Source organism: Desulfacinum infernum DSM 9756 (genome assembly GCF_900129305.1).
In the GTDB taxonomy this organism is placed as follows: domain Bacteria; phylum Desulfobacterota; class Syntrophobacteria; order Syntrophobacterales; family DSM-9756; genus Desulfacinum; species Desulfacinum infernum.
Window position 1 is genome coordinate 98,019 of the sequence record NZ_FQVB01000011.1, and the last position, 19,036, is coordinate 117,054.

16 protein-coding genes are annotated in these 19,036 nt (G+C 63.1%); 12 read left to right on the forward strand and 4 right to left on the reverse strand.

The window, feature by feature from the left end:
- Positions 1 to 10: 10 nt before the first annotated feature.
- A complete protein-coding gene (locus BUB04_RS06945; RefSeq protein WP_073038264.1) occupies positions 11 to 1,207 on the reverse strand; it encodes an MFS transporter in 1,197 nt (398 codons plus the stop codon).
- 175 nt (positions 1,208 to 1,382) lie between these two features.
- Between BUB04_RS06945 and BUB04_RS06950 the strand changes: the two genes are divergently transcribed.
- From BUB04_RS06950 to BUB04_RS06965, 4 genes are all read left to right on the forward strand, one after another.
- The gene (locus BUB04_RS06950; RefSeq protein ID WP_073038266.1) at positions 1,383 to 2,165 is read left to right on the forward strand and encodes a GntR family transcriptional regulator; all 783 of its coding nucleotides are present in this window, start codon (positions 1,383 to 1,385) and stop codon (positions 2,163 to 2,165) included.
- Positions 2,166 to 2,169: 4 nt separating this feature from the next.
- On the forward strand, positions 2,170 to 2,829 hold the full coding sequence (locus BUB04_RS06955) for a cobalamin B12-binding domain-containing protein (RefSeq protein WP_084076273.1): 660 nt from the start codon (positions 2,170 to 2,172) through the stop codon (positions 2,827 to 2,829).
- Positions 2,830 to 3,487: 658 nt separating this feature from the next.
- Positions 3,488 to 4,849: a short-chain fatty acid transporter gene (locus tag BUB04_RS06960; RefSeq protein WP_143156390.1), complete on the forward strand. Its 1,362-nt coding sequence runs from the start codon at positions 3,488 to 3,490 to the stop codon at positions 4,847 to 4,849.
- A gap of 84 nt (positions 4,850 to 4,933) precedes the next feature.
- Positions 4,934 to 5,416 (forward strand): Crp/Fnr family transcriptional regulator, encoded by a 483-nt coding sequence (locus tag BUB04_RS06965; RefSeq protein WP_073038267.1) that lies wholly within the window; start codon positions 4,934 to 4,936, stop codon positions 5,414 to 5,416.
- Positions 5,417 to 5,950: 534 nt separating this feature from the next.
- Here BUB04_RS06965 and BUB04_RS06970 read toward each other — a convergent pair.
- A complete protein-coding gene (locus tag BUB04_RS06970) occupies positions 5,951 to 7,822 on the reverse strand; it encodes a sigma-54-dependent Fis family transcriptional regulator (RefSeq protein ID WP_073038268.1) in 1,872 nt (623 codons plus the stop codon).
- Positions 7,823 to 8,054: 232 nt separating this feature from the next.
- Between BUB04_RS06970 and BUB04_RS06975 the strand changes: the two genes are divergently transcribed.
- The 7 genes from BUB04_RS06975 (at position 8,055) to BUB04_RS07005 (ending at position 15,198) form a co-directional block, all read left to right on the forward strand.
- Positions 8,055 to 9,014 (forward strand): tripartite tricarboxylate transporter substrate binding protein, encoded by a 960-nt coding sequence (locus BUB04_RS06975; RefSeq protein ID WP_073038269.1) that lies wholly within the window; start codon positions 8,055 to 8,057, stop codon positions 9,012 to 9,014.
- A 114-nt stretch (positions 9,015 to 9,128) separates the two neighbouring features.
- Positions 9,129 to 10,658 (forward strand): tripartite tricarboxylate transporter permease, encoded by a 1,530-nt coding sequence (locus BUB04_RS06980; RefSeq protein ID WP_073038270.1) that lies wholly within the window; start codon positions 9,129 to 9,131, stop codon positions 10,656 to 10,658.
- Positions 10,651 to 11,106, forward strand: a complete 456-nt coding sequence (locus BUB04_RS06985) for a tripartite tricarboxylate transporter TctB family protein (protein ID WP_073038271.1) — start codon at positions 10,651 to 10,653, stop codon at positions 11,104 to 11,106. The genes BUB04_RS06980 and BUB04_RS06985 overlap by 8 nt, the downstream gene beginning before the upstream one ends.
- Positions 11,107 to 11,196: 90 nt before the next feature.
- A complete protein-coding gene (locus BUB04_RS06990) occupies positions 11,197 to 12,471 on the forward strand; it encodes a 3-isopropylmalate dehydratase large subunit (protein ID WP_073038272.1) in 1,275 nt (424 codons plus the stop codon).
- On the forward strand, positions 12,468 to 12,986 hold the full coding sequence (locus BUB04_RS06995) for a 3-isopropylmalate dehydratase small subunit (protein ID WP_073038273.1): 519 nt from the start codon (positions 12,468 to 12,470) through the stop codon (positions 12,984 to 12,986). Before BUB04_RS06990 ends, BUB04_RS06995 begins: the two co-directional genes overlap by 4 nt.
- An 18-nt stretch (positions 12,987 to 13,004) precedes the next feature.
- Complete coding sequence (locus tag BUB04_RS07000; protein ID WP_178371929.1) at positions 13,005 to 14,108, forward strand: mandelate racemase/muconate lactonizing enzyme family protein; 1,104 nt, start codon at positions 13,005 to 13,007, stop codon at positions 14,106 to 14,108.
- A gap of 31 nt (positions 14,109 to 14,139) precedes the next feature.
- Complete coding sequence (locus BUB04_RS07005; protein ID WP_073038275.1) at positions 14,140 to 15,198, forward strand: tartrate dehydrogenase; 1,059 nt, start codon at positions 14,140 to 14,142, stop codon at positions 15,196 to 15,198.
- 175 nt (positions 15,199 to 15,373) lie between these two features.
- On the opposite strand, the gene BUB04_RS07010 is transcribed toward BUB04_RS07005, so the two are convergent.
- Both BUB04_RS07010 and BUB04_RS07015 read right to left on the reverse strand, forming a co-directional pair.
- Entirely contained in the window at positions 15,374 to 16,372 is a 999-nt protein-coding gene (locus BUB04_RS07010; RefSeq protein WP_073038276.1) for an aldo/keto reductase, read from the reverse strand.
- A 61-nt stretch (positions 16,373 to 16,433) separates the two neighbouring features.
- Positions 16,434 to 17,621 (reverse strand): iron-containing alcohol dehydrogenase, encoded by a 1,188-nt coding sequence (locus BUB04_RS07015; RefSeq protein WP_073038277.1) that lies wholly within the window; start codon positions 17,619 to 17,621, stop codon positions 16,434 to 16,436.
- Between the two features lie 212 nt (positions 17,622 to 17,833).
- Between BUB04_RS07015 and BUB04_RS07020 the strand changes: the two genes are divergently transcribed.
- Positions 17,834 to 18,760, forward strand: a complete 927-nt coding sequence (locus BUB04_RS07020; RefSeq protein ID WP_073038278.1) for an AraC family transcriptional regulator — start codon at positions 17,834 to 17,836, stop codon at positions 18,758 to 18,760.
- The last annotated feature ends 276 nt before the right edge of the window (positions 18,761 to 19,036 follow it).

Consider the following 19,036-nt stretch of genomic DNA (forward strand, 5'->3'; position numbering starts at 1 on the left):
TGCAGTTTTTCTAGTCTCTGCGATTTTCCGGGTTGACGGGGATCAACAGCAGTGCGCCCACCAGGGGGCCGATGGCCATGATCCACCACACCGAGGTGTAGGCCCCCGTGATATCGATGGCCCAGCCCATGACCACCGGTCCGATGATGGGGGCGAGCTGGAAGACGAAGTTGGACGTACCGTTGGCGGTGGCGGCCCACTGCTTGCCGGCGAACTCGGAGATCATGACGGACAGGTGGGGGTTGGCCAGGTAGGAGACGAACCCGAACACGAAGCCCATGGCGCTGAGGGCCGCGATGGTGGTCTGGTACCCGAAGATAACGGTCACGGGGGCGATGACGAGCAGGGAGGCCATGAGGATGTTCTTGCGGTGCCCGAGTTTGTCGGAGAGGTAGCCGGAGGCCAGGGGGGCGATGAGGCCGCCGATGCCGTAAAAGACCATGACGGAGCCGGCTTCCTTGAGCGTGTAGCCCAGGTGCTTGATGCTGGCGAAGGTCCAGGTGGCGGTTCCCAGCTCAACCCACATGAGGCAGAAGCCGGCAAGGGCGGTTAAGATGAGGTCTCGGCTGCCGAACACCACCTTGAAGCCGCCGAAAATGCCGGCGCCTTGGCTGCGGGCCTGGGAGCTGGTCTTGAGGAGGAAGAACAAGAGGATGCCGACCGCCAGGGTGAAGGCCCCCACGGCCTGGAAGGCGGCCTGCCAGTTGAACGCTTTGTTGAGGGCGGGCACCACGATGCCGGACAGGAGGATGCCGGCCGAGGGAGCGGCCAGCAGAGCTCCGAAGGCGGTGCCGCGCTCCTTGGGTGGGAACCATTCCATGAGGGCGCGGCTGCAGGCGGAAAAGACGGCCCCGGCACCGAGCCCGGTGGCCACGCGCAGGGCGAAGCCGGCTTCGTAGGTGGAGATGGAGCCCATGGCGAAGGTGGTGATGCCCTCCAGAGCCAGACTCAGGGCCAGGATGAGGCGGATTCCGAAATAGTCGGCGAGGATGCCGGCGGGAATCTGGGTGATGACGTAGCCGATGTAGAAGGCGCTCATATAGGCGCCGGCCTGACTCATCTTCATGCCGAGCACCGGGACGACGACCGGGATCAGCGGCGGCCAGATGAAGCGCACGACGAAGGTGAGGAGAAAGCAGGCGGCGGTGAGGGCAAGCACCATCCAGCGGTAGGGTTGCGGGCTTTCGGGGCGTGGCACGTCGGTCATGGTCTGCCTCCTGGGTGTAGGGTTGATGGTCGCCCGAACCTCATATGTTATATAGGGAAGTTTTGTCAAGCTCCTTTTTGGGTTTCTGTAAGGTGTGAAGTTTACAGACAAAAACGGTTGAGACCGGGGGATTTCCCGGCTTGACAACCACCGGAGAGGGGGCTACAAGGGGGCCATGAAAACAAAGCCGAACCCCATCGACCGTTCCTCCTTCGAACCGGCGTACCTGCAGCTGGTGCGCGTGCTGCGCGAGCAGATCGCCGCGGGGCAGTTCCGCCCCGGCGACCGGTTGCCCAGCGAGTCCCAGCTGTGCCGTCGCTACCAGGTGAGCCCCATGACCGTGCGTCGCGCCATCAACCTGCTGCTTGAGCAGGGCGTGGTGACCACTGAACGGGGCCGAGGCACCTTTGTCAAACCTTTGGAACTGGGGGGCGTCAGCTTCAGCCTGGACCGGTTCCAGGATCTGCTCACCGACCGGGACGGCGCCCGCATCCAGTTGCTCGATGTGCGGATCGTGGAGGCCGACGAGCGGGTGGCGGCCGAGTTGGACCTGCCGGTCGGGGATCGCGTCATCCACATGCAGCGCCTGTTCCACAAGAACGGCGAGCCGCTCATCTACCACGCCCACCATCTCATCTACGACCCCAAACGCCCGGTGGTCGAAGCCGAGATGGAGGTGACTTCCCTGTACGGGCTGTTGAGTGGTTCCGGGACCTCTTTGGTCAAATGGGGTCGCCTGGGCGTCCACGCCGCCGTCCTCGACGCCTCCCAGGCCCGGCTGCTTCGCCGGAGCGAGGGAGCGCCGGCCTTCTACCTGGAGCACACCTTTTACGACTACGAGGATCGTCCCGTAAGCTGGGGAGGGTTCACCTGCCCGGGGGACTGTTTCCATTTCACCGCGACCGTCGGGGTTGTGGAGGGATGTGAGCCGTCCCGGGCGGCCCCCGGAAGGATCTGACATCATGGTTTCCAGAATGACGCAACTGGCCGCACTGGTCGCCGACCTGCAGGAAAAAGCTGCATTGGAGTGCGTTGGAGAGGCCCTGGCGGCCGGTGAGGACCCCCTCCGCATCATGGAACAATGCCAGGAGGGGCTGCGCTTGGTGGGGAAGCGATACGAAGAGGGGATCTATTACATCTCCGGGCTGATCATGTCCGGAGAAATCATGCGCCAGGTGGGGGAGCTCATCTTTCCGGTTCTCGAGCGCCAGGTCAGCGCCGACGCTTCCGGGCGCATCCTGCTTGGCACCGTGGCGGGCGACATCCACTTCATCGGCAAGAACCTGCTCAAGGTGTTGCTGCGCTGCCACGGCTTCACCGTGCGCGACGCGGGAGAAGACGTTCCCGCGGAGCGTTTCGTGGAGCTGGTTCAGGAATTCAAGCCCCACGCCGTGGGCCTCTCCTGCCTGCTCACCACCGCCTACGATTCCCTCAAGGACACCGTGGCACTGCTGCGCCGCCGCCCGCCCGCCCAGGGGGTTCCCATCGTCATCGGCGGCCGTGTGGACGGGAAAGTGTGTGCTTACGTCAAGGCGGATCATTGGGCCGGCGACGCGACGACGGGAATCCGCCTGTTTCAATCCCTTTCCGCTGCGCGGGTCGCAGTGGATCGGGCCCCATGATGACGTTGATCCGCCCGCCCCGGGATCGGGTTGAGGCCCGGGCGTGGCGCTCGACTCCCTGCCTCGTGCCGCCCCGCGCCAGGGGGTTGGCCTTCGGACCGCCTGCCCACAGATGGTGGTCGCAACGAACTAGAGACCGCCAACCGGTTTGAGGAGTTGGGTAACCGGCAAGACGCCTGATCGGTGCCAAACCCCCGTTTATCGTTCCCAACGTCTGGACTCCCAAGGCGGGTTTATGCGGGTTGCCAACGGTATGCCCCCATATCCCCTGACACGCTGATACGTGGACGCGAAGAAAAGAGCTGGGATTCTTCCGGGTGATCGTGTAGAAAGAATGACAATCGATATGCCCTAGAATACTTCAAGTGTTTTTCCGGGAATTTCGGCCCAAGAAGCGGAGAGCGCCGGAGCGGCAGCCATAGGGCTGCGTGCCGGGGCCGAAATCCACCTGGTTCGCCCGTCATCCCGAATCACCGCCGGGACCCGGCCTGTGGGCGTGGAATCCCCGAGCGGCTCAAGGATGGGTGATGTGATCCCGTTTTGCCCCGAATTCCAGCCACCTTTTGCTCGGGGCCCGCCGCGGAGGCGCTGGAAGTCTCCCGGCAGGTTCAGGTGCGCTCTTCTCTTTTCCCACTGCTCACATGGAAGGGGGTAATCCATGATTCGGAAATTGGGGGAGATCTTTTCTCGCTGGGCGGAAAGATACATACCGGATCCCTTTATCTTCGCCATTCTGCTCACTTTCCTTACATGGCTGTTGGGCATCCTTTTTACGGATAACGGGCCCTTTGACATGATCCTGCATTGGCACAAGGGGTTCTGGAACCTGCTGCAGTTTTCCATGCAGATGTGCTTGATCCTGGTGACCGGTTATGCACTGGCGACGACGCAGGTCATGCGCGCCCTTATCGACAAGCTGGCCGATATTCCCAAGAGTGCGGGGGGCGCAGCGGCCCTGGTCGCCTTGGTGGCGATCATCGGGGGTTACATCAACTGGGGGCTGGGATTGATCGTGGGCGCCTTGATGGCCCGGCAAGTGGCCTTGAGGGGGTTCGAGAAGAAGGTTCCCATGCATTATCCGCTGTTGGGAGCTGCGGGATATGCGGGCCTGGCGGTCTGGCACGGCGGCTTCTCGGGGTCCGCTCCGCTGCTGGTGGCGACCAAAGGGCATTTCCTGGAAGCCGAGATCGGGATTCTGCCGGTGACGGCCACATTGTTCAGTACCCTCAATATCGCGGTGGCCGTTTTTCTGATTCTGGTCCTCCCCTATATCTTCAAACTGCTTTGCCCGTCGGACCCTGCCCGGATGGTCACCATTGATCAGGTACTGCCCAATGCCAGGGAGATCATCGCCGAGCAGGAAATGGGTGAAATGGAGCTGCGCCATCAGGACACCCTGGCTGCGAAACTGGAACGAAGTGTCGCCATCAGCATGGTTATCGGGCTGGGAGGCATGATCGCGGTGGTCTGGTATTTTGCAACCAATGGCTTCAAGCTCAACCTGGATATCGTCAACTTCACTTTCCTGTTTCTCGGCATCCTGCTTCACAAGCGGCCGGTTCATTACGTGCGCGCCGTGGCCGACGGTACGCGGGGCTGTGCCGGCATCATCCTGCAGTTCCCGTTCTATTCGGGGATCATGGGCATGATGAAGTTTTCGGGCCTGATTGTGGTCATGGCCAATTGGTTCATCGCCATTTCCAACCAGGCCACCTATCCTTTGCTCACCTTCGTCAGTGCCGCCCTGGTCAATCTTTTTGTCCCTTCCGGGGGAGGCCAGTGGGCCGTTCAGGGACCCGTCATCGTCAAGGCGGCCCAGGCTTTGGACGTATCCCTACCCAAGGCCGTCATGGCGCTCGCCTACGGCGACCAGTGGACCAATCTATTGCAGCCCTTCTGGGCGCTGGCCCTGCTTGGAATCACGGGCCTCAAGGCGCGGCAGATCATGGGCTACTGCATTGCCGTGATGCTCATCGGCGCCCTGTTCTTTCTGCTGGCCTTGTTGTTGCTGCCCGCATGACGGGAGGAGCATTCGACGATCAGTCAAAGCGCGTCTGCTGCATTGCTGCAGAGGTGGTTCGAGTGGCAGGAAAGGAGACGGACCATGGTGGACGTAAGTGACCTCAGGGATCTGGCAGTGTTTCATTCTCTGAACGACAAGCAGCTCCACGAATTGGCCGCTATTTCGCAATCCCGAACCTGCGGGAAACGGGACGTGGTCTATGAGCGGGGGCAGCGGGCCGAGTACTTGTGGGTGGTGAAAAAGGGCAAGGTGACCTTGCGCCGTTTCGATCCCGGTGACGTCGTGGGGTTGGCGTTTGAAACCCGCGGGAAGGGGCAACTTTTCGGGGCCGCCTGCTTCATGGAAGACCAGGAGTACACCTTGACGGCCATTTGCCTGGAAGATTCGGAGCTGGTGGCCATTGACGCTGCCAAACTCAAAGATCTCTGCCGGTCGGATCCGGAATTGGGATACCTGCTCATGTTCAACATCGCCAAAATCTACTTTGAGCGTTATCGGATCGCCAAAGCACAGCTTTTCGAGATGCTCAAAGCGGCTCGGATCACGACAGCTGTTATCGGATGATCCTGCAGAAGGGGAGTCGGCCCGCCCCGGCAAATCCGCGGGTGGGTCCATGACGTCCTGCTTTTCGAGTGTTCACGCCTTGCTTCGACGGGCCGGGCTTCACCCGGCTCGGTCTTGGCGGAACCCAACGGGTGAAGAAAAGACTGCAAAAAGAGTTCGCTTGCCGGTTCTCAGGCAAACACCTGGGAGGCTTTCCGACAATGGCTCTCCGACTCACAGGGCCGAGGAATTTTGGTCCTCCTCGTAGCCGCGGGGCTTCAGCCCCGCGGAAAGGGGTCGCCATAACCTCCATCCCGGGGAGCCCGTGACAACGAAAGATGAAACGCACCTTCGGGAAGCAGCCCCCTGTAGGGGCGAATGATGATTCGCCCCTACAGGCCGCGCGCACGATCGGAACGAAGTCGCGTTTCATAGAAACCCCATAAAGTGATAGGCAATACCGGATGGGCCATCCGGCACCTGGAGGTTCCTCCGCAGCCCTGAAGGGCTGCGCTACGAGAAAAAAGATCATCCGCGACGTTTTCAGACGGCCTCCTAGGAAAGGCGGTGTCTCTTCAGTTCGCGCCAGAGGGTGGTGCGGCTGATGCCCAGTTTTTCGGCCGCTTGCCTCTTGTTGTTGCCGCACTGGCGGAGGACTTCCAGGATGTGGTTTCTGCGGATGGAGTCGATCCGCTCCGAGCTGGCCTGATCTTCCAGCCGGCATTCCTCCAGAACGGCGGCCGCCAGGTTCGCGTCGATCTTCATGTCGCAGGTGACGCAGAGCCTTTCGAGCACGTTCTGAAGCTCCCGGATGTTTCCCGGCCAGTCGTAGTTTTGGAGCAACTCCATGGCCTCCCTGGAGATGGAGAGATCCTTTCCGAGCCGGGTCGCGTTGAGACGGATGAAATGCCGCACCAGGTCGGGAATGTCTTCTTTTCGAAGCCTCAGGGGCGGAACGTTCAGCCTCAGGATGTTCAGGCGAAAGTAGAGGTCTCTTCGGAAGTTTCCCCGTTCCACCTCCCGCTTGAGCCGGCGGTTGGTGGCGGCGATGATGCGCACGTCGATGGGGACGACCTTGTCGGATCCCAGCGGGCGGACCGTCATTTCCTGGATCACCCGAAGGAGCGTGGTCTGGAAGCGCGGCGAGGTTTCGCTGATCTCATCGAGAAAGATGGTGCCCGTGTGGGCCTGGGTGAAAAGGCCGTCTTTTCCCTGGCGGCGGGCTCCCGAAAAGGCTCCTGCCTCATAGCCGAACAGCTCGCTCTCGATCAGGGTGTCGGGAATGGCCCCGCAGTTGACCGCCACGAAAGGCCCCGCCCGGCGCCTGCCGGCCGAATGGATGGCCTGGGCGAAGACCTCCTTGCCCGTCCCGCTTTCGCCTTCGATGAGGATGACGCTGTCCACCTCGGCGTACTTGCGGGCCAGGCGCACTGTCTCCCGGATGGCGGGGCTTCGGCCGATGATGTCGTCGAAGGTCCATTGCGCCACGTGGCCCTTCTCGGCCAGTTTCACCCGGATGATGTTTTCGTATTCGCGGATCTTGGTCACATCCTCCAGGGTCTCCACCGCCCCCACGATCTCTCCGCCCACCTTCACCGGCACTCTGTTGGCGAGAACCATGGTGCGCCCGATGCGCATGAGGTGCCCCAGCTGGGAAAGTCCGGTATGGATCACTTCCTCGGTGGGATCCGACGGCAACACGTGTTGAAGCCGGCGGCCCTCGGCCTGCGGTTGGGCCACGCCCGTGATTTTGGCGGCCGCGCGGTTGAAGGTGGTGATGGTGCCCTCCTTGTCCACGGCGATGACCCCGTGGTTGATGTTCTGCAGGATGGCCTTGAACTGCTCCGTCTTCTGGGCCTCGATCCGGCGCACCTCCAGAAGCCGGTAGGCCTCTTCCAGGGCCGTTTCGATGTCTTCCCGGGTGGTTTCCAGAAAGACGGTGGGAAGGCCGTATTCCTGGGCCAGGGATTCGGCGATGGCCCCGCCCAGCAGCACCTGGATGGGATTGGGGGATTGCATGCGGTTTCGCACGTAGGCCTCCGCTTCGGCGCGGTTGTAGATCTGGTGGATTTCCAGGTCCACGTCCAGGATGGGCTGGAGCTTTTCCACGCCGCGGAGGATCCGGACGGAGCCCATGACGGTGATGGTTCGGCTGAAGTTTCGGGCCTGGTGGAGGGCGCTCAGGATGTTGAAGGGCGAGACGGGGATGTCCACCACGGGGACGGCCAGTTCGGAGCGTTCCAGCAACCGGGTGGTTCCGCCCCGGCTGATGATCACCTGGGCCCCCTGGGACTGGGCTTCCAGGGCCAGGGGGACGGCGTCCTCCAGCAGGCCGTAGCGCACGTGAACCTTTTCGTTGTTCCGGGTCGCCTGCGCGACCGTTTCCAGCACCTTGGGGTGGGGTGCGATGACAAGGATGGGTTTCACGGGCCTTTTCCTCCAGGTGGCACATGTGCAATGTGAAACTAAGTAAATTTCACAATGAAACACGCAAGTCAACACCCACCGACGCCGCACCCGGAAAAGAAAGCAAAAACACGGACCCCGTCGGCCCTGGGGAGGCTGGCACGATCGTTGCTTCCCCCAGCCCGGGACCGTGATCCGGGTCGTTTCACCTGTCTTGCTTCACTAAACCTTAGCGAAATGGAGGGATGCTCAAATGAAGAAGTTCACCAGGCTCCTTTGGGGGATCGTTCTGGCCGTCGCCTTCGCCATGCCGGGACCCGTTTTCGCCGAATACCCGGAAAAGCCCATCACCTACATCATCCCCTTCAATCCGGGCGGGGAATCGGACGTCACGGCGCGTCTGCAGGAGCCGCATCTGGAGAAGTTTCTGGGCGTGCCGGTCAACATCACCCACAAGCCCGGTGGCGGCGGCGCGGTGGCCTGGAGCGAGTTCCAGCGCACGGCCAAGCCGGACGGCTACACCATCATCGGGTGCAACATTCCCCACATCATCGGCCAGCCCCTGATCCGAAAGGAAGCGGGCTACACCACGGACGGGTTCAAGATCATCATGTGGTTCCACTTCACCCCCAACGCTCTGGTGGTGAGCAAGGACAGCCCCTTCAAAACATTGGATGATTTCATCCAGTACGCCAAGGCCCATCCGGCCGCCGTGACGGTGGGGGGAAGCGGCACCTACAGCGCCAATCACCTGGAAGCGCTGCGGCTGGAAAAGGCTGCGGGGATCGATCTCACCTATGTGCCCCACACCGGAACCGGCCCGATTATCCCGGCTTTGATGGGCGGGCACATCTCGGCCGCCATGACCTACTCCATGGTGGGCGTGAACTACAAGGACAGGCTGCGGACGCTTGCCGTGGCCTCCGATGAACGGGTTCCCGCCCTGCCCGACGTTCCCACCTTCAAGGAGCTGGGCTACGACATCGTGGGCGGAGCCTTCCGCGGGGTGGCGGCCCCCTTGGGCACCCCTCAGCCCATCGTGGACAAGCTGGCCCATGCCTTCACGGAAACCAACAAGATCATTGCCAACAAACAGGTGGGGCTCGGATTCGTCATGACCTACGCCACCGGGGACGAGGCGCTGAAGCTGGTCGAGAGGATGCGCGCCGCCTACGGCGACGTCTTGAACGAAATCCGCCAGAAGCAGAAATAGCCCCGGCGGAAGTCGCCGCCCAGCGGACCGGGGGGCGGGCGGAACGGATAGTGTTCCCCGCCCCGCCCGGGAGGCGAGCGTTTGTCCACCCCATTGTGAAAGGTCCAGGCCGTCATGCTTTGGGAAACCATGTTGATGCTCTTCGACCCGGTGATCCTCCTTTCCATCGTCGCCGGGGTTTCCGCCGGGCTGTTCGTGGGGGCCATCCCGGGTCTTACCGCCACCATGGCGCTGGCGGTGCTGCTCCCGTTCACCTTCACCCTGCCGCCCCTTCACGGGCTGGTGGCCCTGGGCGCCGTCTACATGGGAGCCATCTACGGGGGATCGTTCGCCGCGATCCTGGTGAATACGCCGGGTACCCCTTCGTCCATCGCCACCGCCTTCGAAGGCTATCCCATGGCCAAGCAGGGCCGGGCCCTGGAAGCCATCAGCCTGGCCACCGTGGCCTCCGCCGTCGGCGGCATCGCCGGAGCTCTTTTCCTGCTCTTCCTTTCGCCTCCCCTGGCCGAGCTCTCCCTTCGTTTCGGCCCTCCGGAATACTTTTGGGTGGCCGTCCTCGGACTGACGCTCATCGCCAGCCTTTCCGAGGGCTCCACGGCGAAGGGACTGCTGGGCGGAGCCCTCGGCATGGTCATTGGTACCATCGGCGTGGCGCCCATCGGCGGAGAGACCCGGTTCACGTTCGGGATCACGGTGCTCCAGGGCGGAGTTCCCATGATCGTCGCCCTGATCGGGCTCTTCGTCCTGCCGGAACTCTACGGCATCGCCGCCAAGGCCAAGAGCGCCCTTTCGGCGGTGGAGGTGGATCCCAAAGCCAAGGGCTCCTTCTGGCAGGCGGTGAAGACCGTTTTTTCCATGCCCGGCAACCTCATCCGGTCCTGCATCATCGGGGAGATCGTGGCCATCATCCCCGGAGCCGGCGGCAATATCGCCAACCTGGTGGCCTACAACGAGGCCAAACGCGCGTCCAAGCATCCGGAAAAGTTCGGAACGGGCCTCCCGGAAGGCCTGGTGGCCACGGAATCCAGCAACAACGTGACCGTGGCCGGAAGCATGGTGCCCCTGTTGACGCTGGGCATTCCGGGCGCCCCGCCGGACGCCGTGATTCTCGGCGTCATGATGCTCCACGGCCTCCGGCCGGGCATCGAACTCTTTACCGTGAGCGGCCATCTGACCTACGGGTTCATCCTCTCCATGGCCCTTGCGGCCATCGCCATGGTGCCGGTGGGGCTCCTGGGCGGTCGGCTCATCTACAAGGTGATCTTCAAGACGCCCTACTACTTTCTGGTGCCCACCATCGCTCTGGCCACCATCCTGGGGACCTACGGAGTTCGAAACAGTCACACGGACGTGGTGCTCATGCTCGTCCTGGGGACCCTCGGCCATGTGCTGAAACAGCTGGGCGTGGCGCCGGCTCCCATCGTGCTGGGGCTCATTCTCGGAAACATCGCGGAAATGGGATACGTGCAGACGATCCTGGGCGGGCAGGCCTACCAGTATCCCTTCCTGAAACTCTTTGAAAGCAGCCTCTCCCGTATCCTGATCGCCATGACCGTCCTTTCCGCTGCGTGGCCTTACCTGCTCGCCCTGAAGCAGCGGATCCAAGCCCGGAAGGCGTCTCCCAAGGAGGACCGGCATGAATAGGGAAATCAATACGGATATCGCCAGCGGCTGTATCGGCCTCCTTTTGACGGTGCTCTTCTACTTCGGCCTGGAAGATGTCCTGTGGATGAGCATCATCTTTCCGGAAGCGGTGGTCGCCATCATGGGCGTCCTGTCCGCCGTTCTGATCATCAAGGGGTTGGTGAAGCCTTCCCGGCGCCTCATCTTCGTGGAGGGCTCCAACGTGCGATGGATCGTGACAGGGGTCCTTTTCTTCTGCTGGGTGATGGTCATGCCGGTCCTGGGCTTTTTCGTGAGCACGGTTCTGTTCATGTCCCTCATCGTCATCTATCTGGCCCGCGCCCGCACGCCCGTGACGGTCAGGAAGATCTGCGTCTGGGTGCCCGTTGTCATCGCGGAGGTCGCCTTCTTTTACGTCACTTTTACGAGATTCCTGTACGTTCCGTTGCCCGAGGGGATGTTTTTCTAATCCTTGTAACCACTGAATGATGGGCCGTTTTTCGGGCAGGACCCGCCGGCGGGTCCTGCCGAGGGGCGGCTCTGCGCCGAAGGAAGGACCATGCACGCCATCGAAAAGATCCTGGCACGAGCTTCCGGAAAAGACTCCGTTCGCGCGGGCGAGATCGTCAACTGCCGGGTGGACCTGGCGGAGGTGAACGATCTCTACCCCCAAACCATCCATTCCTTCTACGAAATGGGAGGCCGACGGGTCCATTCTCCCGACAGGATCACGTTCATCCTGGATCATTACGCGCCGGCGTCCAGCATCCAGCAGGCGGAAAACCAGAAATTCATGCGTGAGTTCTGCCGCGAGCAGGGGATCGAGCTTCTTTTCGACGTGAATTCCGGCGTCTGCCACCAGGTCATGGTGGATCACGGGCTTGTCTATCCCGGCATGGTCCTGATCGCCACCGATTCCCACACCACCACCCACGGGGCCTTGGGAGCCTTCGGTACCGGGGTGGGCGCCACGGATCTGGCGGTGATCCTGGCCACGGGGCACCTGTGGCTCCGGGTGCCGGAAATCCTCCGCATTCACCTGACCGGCCGGTTGTCCGTGGGCGTCTATGCCAAGGATGTCATCCTGCACATCATCGGCAGGCTGGGGGCCGATTACGCCATCTACAAGGCCGTGGAATTCACGGGGCCGGTGGTGAAGGAGCTGTCCGTTTCCGAGCGCATGGCGCTTTGCAACATGACCACCGAGATGGGCGCCAAATGCGCCTATATCCAGCCCGACCAGGTCACCCTGGGCTTTCTCAAGGGGAAGGTGAAACGGAATCTGGAGCCCGTGGAAACGGATCCGGATTTCCAATACGCCGAGGAGCTCTTCTTCGATGTCTCCGCCATACCCCCGCAGCTGGCGGTGCCGAGCAGCGTGGACAACGTGCGCCCGCTGTCGGAACTGGTGGGAACCCCAGTCCATCAGGCCTACCTTGGGAGCTGCACCGGCGGCCGGGCGGAAGACCTGGCGGTGGCCGCCCGGATCCTGAAAGGGCGCAGGGTTCACAAGGACACGAGACTGGTTGTGGTTCCCGCATCCCGGGACGTCTTCCTGGAAGCCCTGCAACGGGGGGACGTGGCGGCGCTGGTGGAAGCCGGGGCCACCTTCGTGACTCCCGGGTGCGCGGCCTGCTTGGGAACCCACGAGGGGATTCTCGCCGCCGGCGAGGTGTGCATCGCTTCCACCAACCGGAACTTTCCCGGCCGCATGGGGCACACCCAATCGGCCGTCTATCTGGGATCGCCGGCGGCGGTGGCGGCCGCGGCCCTGAACGGGCGGATCACCGACCCTTGCGAGATCCTTGCCGAACTGGAGCGGAAAGAATCATGAAAAGAATCCTCGAGGGCAGAGCCCATGTGTTCGGAAACAACCTGGATACGGATCAAATCTACCCCGGTCAATACCTGGAGCTGGTGACGGCCGAGGAGATCGGCCGGCACGCCATGGAGGGGGTCGATCCCCGCTTTGTGAAGAACTTCCGGCCCGGAGATATCATCGTGGGCGGCACCAACTTCGGGTGCGGCTCCAGCCGCGAACATGCGGCCATCGCGCTTCGGGCCGTGGGCGCGGGGGGCATCGTGGCCGAGTCCTTTGCCCGGATCTTCTACCGCAATGCCGTCAACCTGGGGCTCCCGGTGCTGGTGTGCCCCGGCGTTTCCCGCCGGGTTTCTTCCGGCGACCGTCTGGTGGTGGATCTGGAAAAGGGGCGGGTGCGCAACGCGACCACGGGAGTGGAAATGGAGGCGGAGCCCTTGACCGAAGTCGTCTTTGAGATTCTGGAAAGCGGCGGCATCAAGCCGCTGGTGAAAAGGCAGCTGGCCGCCCTTCATGCACAAAGCCGATAGAAGCAGGAGGACATGGCGATGAAGATCACGGAAGTCAAATGCGAATTGCTCAAGATGCCTCTGCCGCGGCCCATGCAGTCCGGGTCATCCAGCGGAGTCAAAGGCGGGCCGGTCGGGCACATCTACATGCCTTTGGCCGTGATCCGAACGGACAGCGGCCTCACGGGAACCGGGTACGGATGGACCCTGCTGGGCGGGGCCACGGCCATCCGGTGCGTGATCCAGGACGATTTTGCGCCCTTGCTGCTGGGAGAAGACCCCCTGGACAATGAACGGCTGTGGACCAAGCTGAACAAGCGGCTGCAGAGCGTGGGGCGTGCCGGCGTGGTCAACCAGGCCCAGGCCGCTGTGGATCTGGCGCTCTGGGACATCAAGGGCAAGGCCGCGGGCCTGCCCGTCTACAAGCTCCTGGGCGGCATGCGGGAAAGCGCCCCCGTGTACGGGTCGGACGGCGGGTGGCTCTACATGAGCGTGGAGGAGATGATCGACGCCTTTCACGAGTATCTGAGCCAGGGCATGATGGGCGTCAAAATGAAACTGGGCCATGAGGATCCGCGAGTCGACATCGATCGGGTGACCCGGGTACGCAAGGCCCTGGGCGATCAGGTGTGGATCGCCACCGATGCCAACCAGAAGTGGGACTACCCCACGGCCTTGATGGTGGGCCGCGAGCTGGAGCGGCTGGGCGTGGCCTGGTTCGAGGAACCCCTGTGGTGCGACGACGTGCCCGCTCACGCCCGGCTGGCCGACGCCCTGGACATCCCCATCGCCATGGGCGAGACGCTGGGATCCCGCTACGAATTCGATGCCTATATCCGGGCCGATGCGGCGGACATCCTCCAGCCGGACATCTGCCGGGTGGGGGGCATCACGGAGATGGTGAAGATCGTCCACATGGGGCAGGTGGCCGGACGGCCCATCGCGCCGCACCACATGATGGAGAGCACGATCCAGGTGGCCTGCGGCGTCATGGCGTCGGGTCCCATCGAGTACATGCCCTGGGTCTCGGGGGCCTTTGCCGAACCCATGCGCCTGGAGAACGGCCGGATGTTTCCGCCCGACAAGCCGGGCCTGGGTCTGGAAATCCCCGAGGACGTGGTCCGCAAGTTCCGGGTGGAATGAGGCGGATCCCCCTTTCACACAGGAGAAAATCATGGCCTATCGCATCGCTGTCATTCCGGGAGACGGCATCGGAAAGGAAGTCGTTCCCGAGGGGGTTCGAACCCTGGAGGCCCTGGGCCGGAAATTCGGCTTTGAGGTATCCTTTGCGGAGTTTCCCTATTCCTGCCAGTACTACCTGGATCACGGGGAAATGATGCCCCCGGACGGCCTGGAGCAGCTGAAGGCCTTCGACGCCATCTTGCTGGGCGCCGTGGGCGATCCGCGGGTTCCCGACCACGTGTCCCTGTGGGGTCTGCTGTTGCCCATCCGAAGGGGCTTCGATCTCTATGTGAATCTCCGCCCGGTGCGGCTGCTCCCCGGTGTCCGGAGTCCTCTGGCGGGCCGGGGAAGGGACGACATCGACTTCGTGGTGGTCCGGGAAAACACGGAAGGGGAGTACTCGGAAATCGGAGGCCGCTTGTTTCCCGGAACGGACCGGGAGGTGGTGATTCAGGAGACGGTCTTCACCCGCAAGGGGGTGGACCGGGTCCTCCGGTACGCCTTTGAGCTGGCGCGCCGGCGCCCGGACCGTCACGTGACCTCCGCCACCAAATCCAACGGAATCCTCCACACCATGCCCTTCTGGGACGAGCGCTTCAAGGCCATCGCCCGGGAATACCCGGACGTGCGGGCGGACCAGTACCACATCGACATCCTGACGGCCCACTTCGTGCTCCATCCCGACTGGTTCGACGTGGTGGTGGGGAGCAACCTGCTGGGCGACATCCTTTCCGACCTGGGGCCCGCCGTGGCGGGCGGCATCGGGATCGCGCCGTCGGCCAACCTGAACCCGGAGCGCCGTTTTCCGTCCATGTTCGAACCCGTCCACGGCTCGGCGCCGGACATCGCCGGAAAGGGTATCGCCAATCCCATCGCCACGCTGTGGTGCGTGCAGATGATGCTCGACTTTCTCGGCGAACCCCGGGCGGCTGAGGCTCTGATGCGGGCCATCGAAGCCGTCACCGCCGAAGGGGTCCTGACGCCGGATCTGGGCGGCACGGCCAAGACCGTGGAATTCACCGACCGGGTCCTCGCCCGTATCGAGGGCTGAAACGTGTTGCGGTTTCCGCCGCCTTGCCCCTCATGGTACCGGGCCGGCAGGGCTCGGCTCGCCATCGAGCACGGCCTCCGGACCGGGACCGATGGGGAGCGCACTTCAATCTTGGCGGCGCAATTTCCCGGCCCCGCCGGGGCCGCGGGAAGGACTCCGAAGCGGCCCGGGCGGTTTACCGGTAGGTCATCTGTTCCAGCGCCTCGGGGTAGCGGTCGCCCTGGATGGGTATCCTGGAAGCGGCCTCGTTGAGTTCAATGAGTTCCGCCTCGCCGAGCTCAATCTCGACGGCTCCCAGGTTCTCCTCCAGGCGATGCAGCTTGGTGGTTCCGGGGATCGGCACGATCCAGGGCTTTTGCGCCAGGAGCCAGGCCAGCGCGATCTGGGCGGGCGTGGCGCCCCTGCGCTCGGCGATGGTGCGCACCAGCTCGACCATGGCCTGGTTGGCTCTTCGGGCTTCCGGCGTAAAGCGCGGAACGATGTTCCGAAAGTCGGACTTGTCGAAGGTGGTCTTCTCATCGATGGCGCCCGTAAGAAACCCTTTGCCCAGGGGGCTGTAAGGGACGAAACCGATACCGAGTTCCTGGCACAGGGGAAGAATTTCTTCTTCCGGTCGCCGCCACCACAGCGAGTACTCGCTTTGAAGGGCGGAAACCGGGCAGACCGCGTGGGCGCGGCGGATCGTTTGCGCCCCGGCTTCCGAAAGGCCGAAATGCTTGACCTTCCCTTCCCGGATGAGCTCCTTCACCGCCCCGGCCACGTCTTCGATGGGCACCTGGGGATCCACCCGGTGCTGGTAGTAGAGGTCGATGGCCTCCACCCGAAGCCTCTTGAGCGATCCTTCCACGGCCTTCTTGATGTGCTCCGGGCGGCTGTTTAAAGCCATCTTCCCGCTCAAGGGGTCGGCGGCTTCGATGTCGAACCCGAACTTGGTGGCGATGACCACCTGTCCCCGGAAAGGTTCCAGTGCCTCACCCACGAGCTCTTCGTTGGTGTAGGGACCGTACACCTCCGCCGTGTCAAAGAAGGTCACCCCCCGCTCCACGGCTGCGCGGATCAAGGCAATCATTTCATTCTTGTCCTTGGCGGGGCCATAACCGAAACTCATGCCCATGCAGCCAAGGCCGATGGCCGAGACTTCCAGTCCGCTTCTTCCCAGTTGGCGCTTTTCCATTTCCCTTCTCCCTGCTTCGATGCGATGGGTAGGTTTGGCCTATGGATCTTGCCGGCGACGTCTACAAGGCCGAGCGGAGTACGGCTTCGATGTCCGCCTTGCTCATGGGCGGCCGGCCCAGGAGGTTGCCGTGTTCATCGCGGAGAACCAGTGCGGCGTCCTCGGCGTAGCGGGGGATGAGTTCATCGCCGATGCCCAGCTCCGAGAGGCGCGTGGGACACCCGATGGAGCGCAGGAACGCTTCAAAGCGGTCGATCCCTTCCATGGCCAGTTCGAGATCACCCCGGCCGTCCGCCTGCAGGCCGAAAACACGTCGGGCGAATTGGGCAAAACGCTGGGGCCGGGCCTTGGCGGCAAAGCGCATCCACGCCGGATTCACCACGGCCAGACCGGCGCCGTGGGGGACGTCGTGATGGGCCGAAAGGGCATGCTCGATCATGTGCACCGGATGGACCGCATCCACGCCGGCCTGCACCCAGCCGTTGAGGGCCACGATGGACGCCCATTGGACCTGGGTGCGGGCTTCCAGGTCGCCGCCGTCGGCCACGGCCCTGCGGCCGTATTCCATGGCGGTGAGGATAACACCCTCGGCGAAACGGTCCTGGATGGGGGTTCCGTCCACACCGTTGAAGTAGCCTTCGGTCACGTGGGTGATGATGTCGCAAACCCCGTAGGCGGTCTGGTCCCTGGGCACGGTCAGGGTGAGTTCCGGATCGGCCAGGGCGACCCGCGGAAAGAGACAGTCCGCCTTCACGAACGATTTGACCTTCACTTCGTCGTTGCTGATCACCGCCCCGCAGTTCATTTCCGATCCGGTGGCGGCCAGTGTGGGCACCGTGATGATGGGGAGCGCCCGGGTGGGGAGCACCCAGTTTTCCTGCCCGTGGCCGATCATGTCCCAGGGATCGCCTTCATAGAACACGGCGGCGGCGATCACCTTGGCCGCGTCCATGGTGCTGCCGCCGCCCAGGGCGACGACCAGGTCGCAGCCTTCCCGGCGGGCCATGTCGGCTCCGCGCCTTACTGAAGTGATTCTCGGGTTGGGTTCGATCCCGGCGCATTCCACCACCGAAACGCCGGCCTTTTCCAGGCTTGTGACGGCGCGGTCGAAGACGCCGGTCCGCTTGACGCTGCCGCCGCCTGTCACAAGGAGGGCCTTCCGGCCGTGTTCACGGGCCGCCTCGCCCAGGCGCGACAACGTCCCGGCGCCGAAGATGAGCCGTGTGGGGTTGTAGAACTCGAATTTCATGGTATGCCTCCTTGGCGGAAGATAAGGATGTGGATGACCTTGGGACGGGGGTACTCTAACGCCGCCTGCCCCGAAACCGGTAAAACGATGCTCCGAAAAGCTTGCCTGATCGTGCGAATCGACGGATTTTTCTGGCCGGCCCATCGCCGGATGGGTTAGGGTGTTTTCCGCCACCCTGCCTTTTACGCAAAAGGAATGCGAGGTGCACCGGAATGGAGAAGGCGTTGAAGGAACTGGCCGGGGCGATTGCCCGATGGACCGATCGGTCCGAAATTTACGAGACGTCCGTGCCGGGTCTGACCCTGTTTCGGCATGAGGCCCCCACGGAGCCCAAAAGCGGGCTTTACGAACCGTCCGTCTGTGTGATCACCCAAGGGGCCAAGCGGGTGCTTCTTGCCGGCGACGACTTCGTCTACAATGCCCGCCATTACCTCATCACCTCCCTGCACCTTCCCACGGTGGTGCAGATCATCGAGGCCAGCGCGGAAAAGCCCTGCCTGGGCCTCGTTTTGAAGCTCGATCTGGGAGAGATCTCTCAGATGATGGTGGAAGGAAACCTTCCGGCACCCCGCACGCAGCCCACCAGCCGGGGCATGGCGGTGGGAGAGATGACCCCATCGCTTCTCGGCGCTTTCCAGCGCCTGGTGACCTTGCTGGATGAAGGGGAGCACCTTCCCGTGCTGGCTCCCCTGTACCGGAGAGAAATCACCTATCGACTGCTGGTGGGGGATCAGGGCGTTCGCCTGCGCCAGATCGCGTCGGCGGGAAGCGCGACCCGGCAGGTCGCCGGGGCGATCGAATGGTTGAAACGAAACTTCACTCAACCGTTGCGGGTGGATGATCTGGCGGCCAAGGCGGGGATGAGCCGATCCACGTTCCATCACCACTTCCGGCGAATGACCGGCATGAGCCCCCTCCAGTACCAGAAGCAGCTGCGCCTGATCGAGGCCAGACGGCTGATGCTCACGGATCACCTGGATGCGGCCGGTGCGGCGTTCCGGGTCGGCTACGAAAGCCCGTCGCAATTCAGCCGGGAATACAAGCGGCTTTTCGGCGCCCCGCCCTCGCGGGATGTGGCCGGCCTGCGCCAAAGAGCGGCCGTGCCCGGGGACCGCCGGGACGGCTCCGCCGCCGCATAGCTCGCCCGGCTGGGAAGCCATACAGGATCCACGGCCCCGTGCCGCTGAAGCTGTCACTAGAGTCGTGCCGGCTCCGGAGGACCGTGTCCCCGCCTGCCACCCTCCTCCTGGCCACTTTCCACAGCCGGATGTCACTTAGGATATGGATGCGCCGCATCTTTTCAAAGGGGGGCACATCCCCGAAGGGGCGGCAACGGCTTTGATAGGGATTTCCTTCTGTCCGGCCTGAACTGGATGTCGCAAGTTTGTCGTAAGTTTGGCCCTTATGCCTCGAGG

Coding starts and splice junctions, on each gene's coding strand:
- BUB04_RS06985 (WP_073038271.1), top strand. CDS start 10,651: ATGAATAGGGAAATCAATACGGATATCGCCAGCGGCTGTATCGGCCTC.
- BUB04_RS07020 (WP_073038278.1), top strand. CDS start 17,834: ATGGAGAAGGCGTTGAAGGAACTGGCCGGGGCGATTGCCCGATGGACC.
- BUB04_RS06965 (WP_073038267.1), top strand. CDS start 4,934: ATGGTGGACGTAAGTGACCTCAGGGATCTGGCAGTGTTTCATTCTCTG.
- BUB04_RS07005 (WP_073038275.1), top strand. CDS start 14,140: ATGGCCTATCGCATCGCTGTCATTCCGGGAGACGGCATCGGAAAGGAA.
- BUB04_RS07010 (WP_073038276.1), bottom strand. CDS start 16,372: ATGGAAAAGCGCCAACTGGGAAGAAGCGGACTGGAAGTCTCGGCCATC.
- BUB04_RS07015 (WP_073038277.1), bottom strand. CDS start 17,621: ATGAAATTCGAGTTCTACAACCCCACACGGCTCATCTTCGGCGCCGGG.
- BUB04_RS06980 (WP_073038270.1), top strand. CDS start 9,129: ATGCTTTGGGAAACCATGTTGATGCTCTTCGACCCGGTGATCCTCCTT.
- BUB04_RS06975 (WP_073038269.1), top strand. CDS start 8,055: ATGAAGAAGTTCACCAGGCTCCTTTGGGGGATCGTTCTGGCCGTCGCC.
- BUB04_RS06950 (WP_073038266.1), top strand. CDS start 1,383: ATGAAAACAAAGCCGAACCCCATCGACCGTTCCTCCTTCGAACCGGCG.
- BUB04_RS06945 (WP_073038264.1), bottom strand. CDS start 1,207: ATGACCGACGTGCCACGCCCCGAAAGCCCGCAACCCTACCGCTGGATG.
- BUB04_RS06990 (WP_073038272.1), top strand. CDS start 11,197: ATGCACGCCATCGAAAAGATCCTGGCACGAGCTTCCGGAAAAGACTCC.
- BUB04_RS07000 (WP_178371929.1), top strand. CDS start 13,005: ATGAAGATCACGGAAGTCAAATGCGAATTGCTCAAGATGCCTCTGCCG.
- BUB04_RS06960 (WP_143156390.1), top strand. CDS start 3,488: ATGATTCGGAAATTGGGGGAGATCTTTTCTCGCTGGGCGGAAAGATAC.
- BUB04_RS06995 (WP_073038273.1), top strand. CDS start 12,468: ATGAAAAGAATCCTCGAGGGCAGAGCCCATGTGTTCGGAAACAACCTG.
- BUB04_RS06955 (WP_084076273.1), top strand. CDS start 2,170: ATGGTTTCCAGAATGACGCAACTGGCCGCACTGGTCGCCGACCTGCAG.